This window comes from Paenibacillus agaridevorans (genome assembly GCF_003112455.1).
In the GTDB taxonomy this organism is placed as follows: Bacteria; Bacillota; Bacilli; order Paenibacillales; family Paenibacillaceae; genus Pristimantibacillus; species Pristimantibacillus agaridevorans.
Genome location: NZ_BDQX01000202.1, coordinates 1 through 8,185 on the forward strand (window position 1 = coordinate 1; position 8,185 = coordinate 8,185).

Below are 8,185 nucleotides of genomic sequence, written 5' to 3' on the forward strand. Positions count from 1 at the left end.
CGGTGCAGGGATCCCTGCACCGCCATTTTTAAAATATAAGAAAGTATTAAATCCCGCCCTATTTCAGGTTGGGTAGGCTGCACCTTATGCCCACTGCTCCAAAAGACACCAAACATCGAGCTGTAACCCGACTTTTTCGGCTTACACCGCTTTCGTATTCGCTCGCATCTCATGTCCGCGTTCAGTCTTTTCCTTGCTATCTTAACGGAGCAGCATTGCGTCAGCCTCCCGGCTCCCGTCACGCCTGCACTTTCTCTTCGCCGCCGACAGCTCCCGCGGGAGAAGACTTCGCGCCTCCCCGTCTATTAGATGCCCGGCGTCCTCTCAACAGCTCCATTAACGAAGAAGCCCCGTCTGCCGCATAGAAGTTGGCTCGTTCATCAGGCGCAAGAATAACTCCCAATTGATGATGCTCGCCTGCGTAACGCGCACGTTGCGCGAACTTGGGTTCGCCGCCCACCGTAAGAACCTCCAGCTTGCAGAAGGCTGAATTGGCCCCGAGCGCCCCGTATAGATCTTCTTTAGTGGACACTCGCATTCCGTTAACCTTGTAAATCACTTCCCCTGCCGACAATCCCATAGCCTCCGCCGGCGTTCCCGGGACAATGCCAAGAATGCGAAGACCGCGCGCATCATGCACGTAGAGAGGCTCACGGCGCGCCTCCATGGCCTTACTCCTCCATACAAGCGCCTCGTGTAAGATGATCGACAATAATGCCGCGATCGGCAGCAACGCAGACTGCCACCAGGCTGCCAATGCCGCGCCGCCCAAGATGACGCTATAGAGCAGAAGGCCCTTGGCCGCATGTCTTGCCTTAGCGGCGGGCAGCAGCGATCTTGTCATCTCGGTAAAGCCGATAATCATGGGCAATGCCACGAGCGTCCAGCCCTCTGCTCCTGTTCCTCCGAACAACGTGGGCCATGGCAGAGAAGCGCTCGCTGCGGTCGACGCCCCCGTCTCCGCCGATACCGGAGTTAGCAGCAGCAGTGGGACCGGCCAAAAGCCCTGAAGCATATAGCCGCCCACCAACTTGCCTCTCTTGCCCTCCAAAAACAGCGGCGTCGACAGCTTGTCGCCTTGCAGACGGACTAACAGCGCTTCCGCCAGATGAAGCATCGCCACTAGCAACAGCAGGCCTGCCGCGTCAATTCGGGCCAACGACGCCGCCATCGCTCCGATTCCATCTCCCCGCTCCGCCAAGGATGTGAAACCGGCTATCCATTGCAGCAGTGTCACTACACCGGCGCTATACGCGAAACACAGATAACGAATGCGCGCCAGCATAAGAAGCGCAGCGATCCCCCACAACCATAACACAGCCGATGGGGAGAGCGACGCACCAATAAAGACAGATATAAGCGATAGTCCCAGTCCGACCAATAAGCCTGTGACGACCGCCCGCAAGGCCATTCCCTTCCAATCATGAAGCTTGACCGCGAACAACTGCCTCTCTAGCCGCATCTGTCTTGAATATTGGAGAATGATAAATAATATAGCCAAATAGAAGAAGGGGCCCGACGCCAGCTGCAGCGCCGCCGATCCCAGCATGTCCGCTATTGCACGAGCTGTCTCCAATTCCTCCACTCCTCGCCTCGCACTAAAGTAAAAGGTCAGCTCCGCTGGCGCGAAACCGACCTTTGTACCATTCGACGCGTTCGTCTCTATTTCCTGCTTACCGCCCGAATGGCTTCCAGCAGTTGAACATCATGTTCCTTATTTTGAATCCACTCGATGACAGCCTGCTCCAGCTTCTGAGCCGTCTTGGTATCTATCTCGCCTGTGGACGGCAGTCCTTTATCATTCTGGAACTTTCGAACTGCGCTCACTGTCTCATCGCCGAAGTAGCCGTCCTCGCGCTTAGGCTCATAACCAAGACCATGCAGCATAATCTGTGCGCTGCGAACGGCCTCGCTGAGCGTATCTTGCTTCAGCGTCTCTTGCAGCGATATTCTGGCCACCGTATACAGATCTGGCGGCTCCACGACAAGATCCGGCGTAATGCCTTTCTCATGGATCCAATTTCCGTTGGGCGTCAACCACTTGGCGATCGTCATCTTAACGAGGCTGCCGTCGCCGAGAGCCTTGTTGTAGCTCACTTGCACAGTCCCCTTGCCGAACGACTGCTCGCCGATTACCTTGGCGCCGGCTGCTTCCTGCAAGGCTCCGGCCAAAATTTCGGACGCGCTTGCGCTTCCCTTGTTCGTCAGAACCGCGATGGGATAAGACTTTGCCTCGCCGCCTTTGGCCAGCGTCTTGTCGCGATTGCCGTCGCGATCCTCCACCTGAACGACTGTCGTGCCTTCCTTCATCAGCAGCTGCGATATTTCAACGACGATTGGCAATACGCCGCCCGGATTATTGCGCACATCCAGGACAAGCCCCTTCATGCCGCTCTGCTCCAGCTTCGCCAGCTCTTCCTTGAATCGCTTGGCCGTGTGCAGAGAAAATTGCCGGATCTCGATAACACCCACGCCATCCGGTCTCAGCGCCCCATAAACCGTCTCCACATCGATGTCATCCCGAATCAAGACGAGCTGGATCGGCTCCGTTACTCCGCTGCGTTGCACAAGCAGCTTCGCCTTCGTTCCTTTCGGTCCGCGGATCTTGCCGACAGCCTGCTGCAAGTTTAGTCCCGCCAGACTGTCGCCATTAACGGAGATCAGCACATCCTTGGCCAGCAGGCCCGACTTCTCGGCCGGCGAACCTTTAATCGGTGCTACAACGACAATCTTGCCGTTTTCGGTCGTCACCTCTGCGCCGATGCCCGTAAAAGAACCTTCAATGGATTCGGAGAAGTGAAGCGCATCGTCCTTCTCCATATAGACGGAGTACGGATCGTCCAGCGCTTCCATCATGCCGCTGACAGCGCCATCCAGAAGCTCTTCCCGCTCCACCTTCTCGTAATATCTGGTCTCGATCAGCTCGAGCACCGCATTGAGCTTCGCCAGCTCTTCCTTCTTGAAGCCTGGGGTACCGCCAGCATCCGCGGCCGCCGCGACGACCTTCTTGCTCCCTGCATCCGGAATAATAAGCCGATCGGCAATCGTCATTGTGACGAGCACGGATGCGATCATCGTCAGCAATACGAACGTCATTACGGTTCTTCCTTTAAAGTACATCCGGTACACCACCTTATCGATTTCCCGTTTGTGACGGCCCCACTATTATATGACAAGCCGATCACAATTATTTACAGGAGACATCTTCGAAAGTCATATGGACAACAAGGGCAGCCCTCTTGAGGGCTGCCGCTTGTCACTGATGAGATATGGATGATGTCAATTATTTCAGATAACCGCCCGGATTGACGGGCACTTCGTTCTTGCGCACTTCGAAGTGGAGATGCGGTCCAGTGGAATTACCCGTGCTGCCAACCTCGGCGATTTTATCGCCTTTCTTCACTGTGTCGCCTTCATCAACCAGCAGGCCGCCGTTGCGGATATGGGCGTACAATGTCCATAATCCGTTGCCGTGGTCGATGACGATACAATTGCCGTAGGTGCTCCATACTTGCGAGATAATGACCCTTCCGCCTTCGGCCGCATAGATCGGCGTACCGGATGGAGCTCCGAAGTCGATGCCCGTATGGGTATGCTTCTTGCCCGAGATAGGATGAACCCTGGTTCCAAAGTTCGACGTTACCCGATAGCCCTGTTTGATCGGCATGCCCAGCTTGCCGCCAGAATAAGGATTCTGAATCCGGTTCTTCTCCGCTACGAGCTTCGACCTCTTGGCGGCTAGCGCCATAAGCAGCTTCTCCTGCTCCTCGCTGATTTCCTCCAATTGATGCAGTGTCTCATCGAGCTGCTGGAGATTGGCATTATAGCTCGCGATGAGCACTTCCTTTTCGGATTCCTTCTTGACAAGCTCCACCTGCTGAAGCTCCAATTCCTGGAACAAAGCTTGAATATCGGCATATTGTTGCTCGATCAAAGCTTTCTGCTGTTCGGCGGTTTGCTTGTCCTTTTTGTGCGCTGCCAACGTTTCGCGATCGGAATCCAAAATCGTCTGGATCGCATCGAAACGGTCCAGAAAATCCCCGAAGCTGTTAGAGCTGAATAATACATCCATATAAGAAACGAAGCCGTCCGTATACATCACTCGCATGCGAGACTCCAGAAGCGCTTCACGCTTGACGATTCTCTCCTGAACGGCATCGAGAGCAGCGCCGGCTTGCAGCAACTCGGCTTCCTTCGCGTCCACCTGTTCCTGCGTCTTCTGCTTCTCGACGGCAACTCGGTCGATTTCTTTCATCAGGCTCAAGATCTCATTTTGGAGATCCGCTTTCTTAACCGTCAGGTTCTGCTTTTGGGATTCCGCCGACTTCGCATCCTTGGCTGCGTTCGCCGCCGTTCGTTCGGCTTCCTTGATCTGTTTGTTCGCGGCCGCAATGTCCCTTTCGATCTGCGACAACGACGCCGCCTGGACTTGTCCGCCGCTACCCGAAGGTTGGATCAGGAATACGGTTAACAGCGCTGCTACGAGCAGCCATGCTCCAGCTTTTCTCATATACATGCTTCACCTACACTTTCAAGTACTTTCGAATCGAGATGGTGCTGCCGAGCATTCCGATCAAAGTTCCGATCACAAGGATCAGCCCGGCGGTCAGCCAACCAATTTCCTTGATCGGCACTAGCGATATCAACATGAGCGACATATCCAACTGGGTCAAACTGATAATCTTGCTGTAGCCAAACAGTACGGCGCCTGTCGTCAGAGCCGAGCTTATAAAGCCGATCATCGCTCCTTCGACGAAGAATGGCCAACGTATAAAAGCATTCGTCGCGCCTACCAGCTTCATGATTCCAATCTCTCGGCGACGGTTAATAATAGTCATCTTGATCGTGTTGGAGATAAGCAGCATAGCCGTAACAGCCAGACCAATCACGATGCCGAAACCGATATTGCGTACTGCATTCGTCACCTTGAACAACATCTCGACCGTTCCTTGGCCGTACTTGATCCGGTAGATCGGACCCGTCTCATCCGCATCGTTGATCGCCTGGATCTGCGCGGCTACATCGTCAACGGTCTGCGGATCGTACACTTCTATGGTGAACGATATCGGCAGCGGATTGTTTTCATTATTGTAGCCTTCCAGCCAATCGCCGTTCTCTTCGCCCATCGACTCTCGCAAGATCGCCAGGCCATCTTCCTTGGACACGAACGTTACCTTGCTGACTTCCTGAATGTTGCCGATCTTGTTCTGCAGCTCCGTTACCTTGGCTTCCTCAACGGTCGTCTGCAAGAATACCCGGATCTGTACCCGGCTCTCGATCTGATCCGCCATTGAATTTACGTTAACAGCGAGCAAAATGAAAATCCCTAGTATAAACAATGAGATAAAGATAGAGCTCATCGATGCAAAAGACATCCAGCCATTACGCAAAATATTTTTTGCGCCTTCCCTGAAGTGGCGCAGGAGCGTGCTAAACTTCATAGCCGTACTCCCCTCTTGCCTCATCCCGAACGATATTGCCGTCTTCAATCGCAATAACCCGTTTGCGCATGCTGTTAACGATATCCCTGTTGTGCGTGGCCATTACAATCGTAGAGCCTCTGAAGTTGATCTCTTCCAGCAAATTCATAATCCCCAGCGAGGTCTCCGGGTCGAGATTGCCCGTGGGCTCGTCCGCGACGATAACCGACGGATTGTTCACTATTGCCCGGGCAATCGACACCCTTTGCTGCTCGCCGCCCGATAGCTGCGATGGCACGCTGGCGTGTTTATGCTTTAGACCCACGAGCTCCAGCACTTCCATGGTGCGCTTTTTAATAATGCGCCGCGGCGCTTCGATCACTTCCATCGCAAAGGCGACATTTTCATATACAGTAAGCTTGGGCAACAAACGGAAATCTTGAAAAATAACGCCGATATTTCGTCTCACATAAGGAATCTTGCGCGGTTTGAGCTTGCCGATGTTGAATCCGTTGACCGAAATCTGCCCTTTTGTCGGTATTTCCTCCCGATAGATAAGTTTCATGAACGTAGACTTGCCGGCTCCGGAAGGTCCTACGAGGTACACGAATTCGTTGCGATCTATTCGAACGGAAACCCCACGAAGAGCATGCGTTCCATCTGCGTATGTCTTCCATATGTCGTGCATTTCGATCACTTTATCACATCCTGTATGTAGTCAATTTTACTATTTCGACAGCTTGCGGCTAATTCCTTCAACAGCGGCGTCATTTCCTCTTTTTTCACTTTTCTAATATTTAAAGGATTTGTCGAATACCCCCTACATATATTTGGAAATTAGCAGGTCTGCCCCGCATATACATGAAAGGATGCATGGAGCTGTGTCTGATTGTCGGCGCCCCGTCGGAACCTGCGTCCGAAGCTCCTTTATTAACGAACAGGAGAGTGTTCCCCATCCCATGAAAAAGTTGCGTATTACGTTGCTTACGTTAGCGATTCTCCTGCTTGCCGCCGTTGCCGTAACAGGAGCTCTGCTCTGGCAATATGCCGAACAGGATTCTGTTCCCGAGGGGGTGACGATTGGACGAATCGAGCTCGGAAGCATGCCAATCGCAGATGCAATCGAGCTGCTCTCCCGCTACGAGAAATCTTTGCAGGATAGAACGATCACCGTTCGGGCCGGAGAACCCGCAGGCGACAGCAAGAGCTGGACGACCGCAGAGCTCGGCTACCGCGCCGAATTCAGTGAGGCGAGGCTGGCGTTATTAAAGCTGCGTGAAGGCAGTTTGTGGGATCGGGCTGTCTATCGCTACCATTTCCCCAAACATTATTCGCTCTCCCAGAGCTGGAATCGCGATATTTTCGATGCAGCCGTGCGCAAGCAGTGGAGTTGGATGGAGAAGGGGGAGCCGCAGGACGCAAAAAGGGAGATCACTCCTGACGACAAGGTCGTCTATACGCCGCATCATAATGCGTATCGATTGGAGCTGGATTCCCTGTTGCAGCAAGTGGACGAATGGGTGGTGCTTGGGGAACGCGAGGTCGGTGAGCGGATAACGGGCAGCTTAGCCGACTTGGAGGCCGAGCTGCCCTTGAAGACGGTAGAGCCCGACACCACTTTGGAAGAGCTTAAGGCGGAGGGCATCGACCGAAAAATCATGTCTTTCTCCACCGACTTCGGCACCAGCGCGGAGGGACGCGCCCATAATGTGACGGTAACGGCGGAAACGCTGAACGATTGGCATCTGGCCCCCGGGGAGACGTTCTCCTATGCGGAGCTTATCGCCAAAGCTGAGCAGGAGCACGAATACCGGGAAGCGCCCGTTATTCTCAACGGCAAGTTCGTGCCGGGCATCGGCGGCGGCATTTGCCAGGTATCGAGCACGCTTTATCAAGCCGTATTAAGAGCCGGACTCGACATCGTAGAACGTCGCAACCACTCGTTGCCTGTCGCCTACCTCCCGCTAGGCCATGACGCCACCTATGCCACGGACGCCATCGACTTCAAGTTTCTTAATTCGACCGGCAAACATCTTATTATTCGCACCGTCGTGGAAAATCGCAAATTAACCATCAAGTTATTCGGGACAATGCCGGAGAACGTCGCCTATGACATCGAGTCCGTGACCATCAAGACGGTAGAGCCTGGCGCGCAGCAGAAAGTAAACCAGGGACTGGCGGTAGGCGAGCAGCGAGTCGTGGAGAGAGGTAAGGCAGGGTATGTCGTGGACACCTTCCGTACGCTGATCGAGAACGGCAAGGAAGTATCACGCGAGCGAGTTTCCCGCGATACGTACCGCGCCCAGCCGACAATCATCGAGGTAGGGCCTTCCTCGCTCACGTCTACGCCATCCCCGAGCATGCCCGCCACGAAGGAACCGATCGTGGAGGATGGGATATGAGAGGCGGTTAGCTGGGGCCTCGATTTAAGCCGAGAAGGGTTGTATCTGCCGACTTTGCCGTTCTGGCCGACAAACCGCCCTCTATACGCACCATTTTTGCCGGCTTTGTCGGTCTCTCAGACAAACTGTGTACCCACGCCAAAAGGGCGCTTCATCGCGAAGCGCCCTCCCTTGCATGTCAATGGTTATGCAGGCTGCAAAGCAGCTTGACCAATACTTGCTATTCCTGCAGCTTACTTGCTGCGTTCCAAATATTCCGCTACCCACGCCGACGTCCCGGCCAGCGCCGTTTCGGCGCGGCCGATCGCGTCCTCGACCTGCGGCTTCGCCGTGCCGCCATAAACGTTGCGCGCGTTTACGACC

6 protein-coding genes are annotated in these 8,185 nt (G+C 54.3%); 1 reads left to right on the forward strand and 5 read right to left on the reverse strand.

Annotated elements, in window-relative coordinates:
• Positions 1-238 precede the first annotated feature (238 nt).
• From PAT3040_RS19265 to ftsE, 5 genes are all read right to left on the reverse strand, one after another.
• Positions 239-1,576, reverse strand: a complete 1,338-nt coding sequence (locus PAT3040_RS19265) for a PDZ domain-containing protein (protein ID WP_108993999.1) — start codon at positions 1,574-1,576, stop codon at positions 239-241.
• 86 nt (positions 1,577-1,662) lie between these two features.
• Positions 1,663-3,096, reverse strand: a complete 1,434-nt coding sequence (locus tag PAT3040_RS19270; protein ID WP_258235059.1) for a S41 family peptidase — start codon at positions 3,094-3,096, stop codon at positions 1,663-1,665.
• 187 nt (positions 3,097-3,283) lie between these two features.
• Complete coding sequence (locus PAT3040_RS19275) at positions 3,284-4,510, reverse strand: murein hydrolase activator EnvC family protein (protein ID WP_258235060.1); 1,227 nt, start codon at positions 4,508-4,510, stop codon at positions 3,284-3,286.
• Positions 4,511-4,523: 13 nt separating this feature from the next.
• Positions 4,524-5,441 (reverse strand): permease-like cell division protein FtsX, encoded by a 918-nt coding sequence (ftsX, locus tag PAT3040_RS19280; protein ID WP_108994002.1) that lies wholly within the window; start codon positions 5,439-5,441, stop codon positions 4,524-4,526.
• Complete coding sequence (gene ftsE / locus PAT3040_RS19285) at positions 5,431-6,117, reverse strand: cell division ATP-binding protein FtsE (protein ID WP_087569396.1); 687 nt, start codon at positions 6,115-6,117, stop codon at positions 5,431-5,433. Before ftsE ends, ftsX begins: the two co-directional genes overlap by 11 nt.
• Positions 6,118-6,379: 262 nt before the next feature.
• Between ftsE and PAT3040_RS19290 the strand changes: the two genes are divergently transcribed.
• Positions 6,380-7,822 carry a VanW family protein gene (locus PAT3040_RS19290; RefSeq protein ID WP_181376724.1) on the forward strand — a complete coding sequence of 481 codons (1,443 nt, stop codon included), beginning with the start codon at positions 6,380-6,382 and terminating at the stop codon, positions 7,820-7,822.
• Positions 7,823-8,185: the final 363 nt, after the last annotated feature.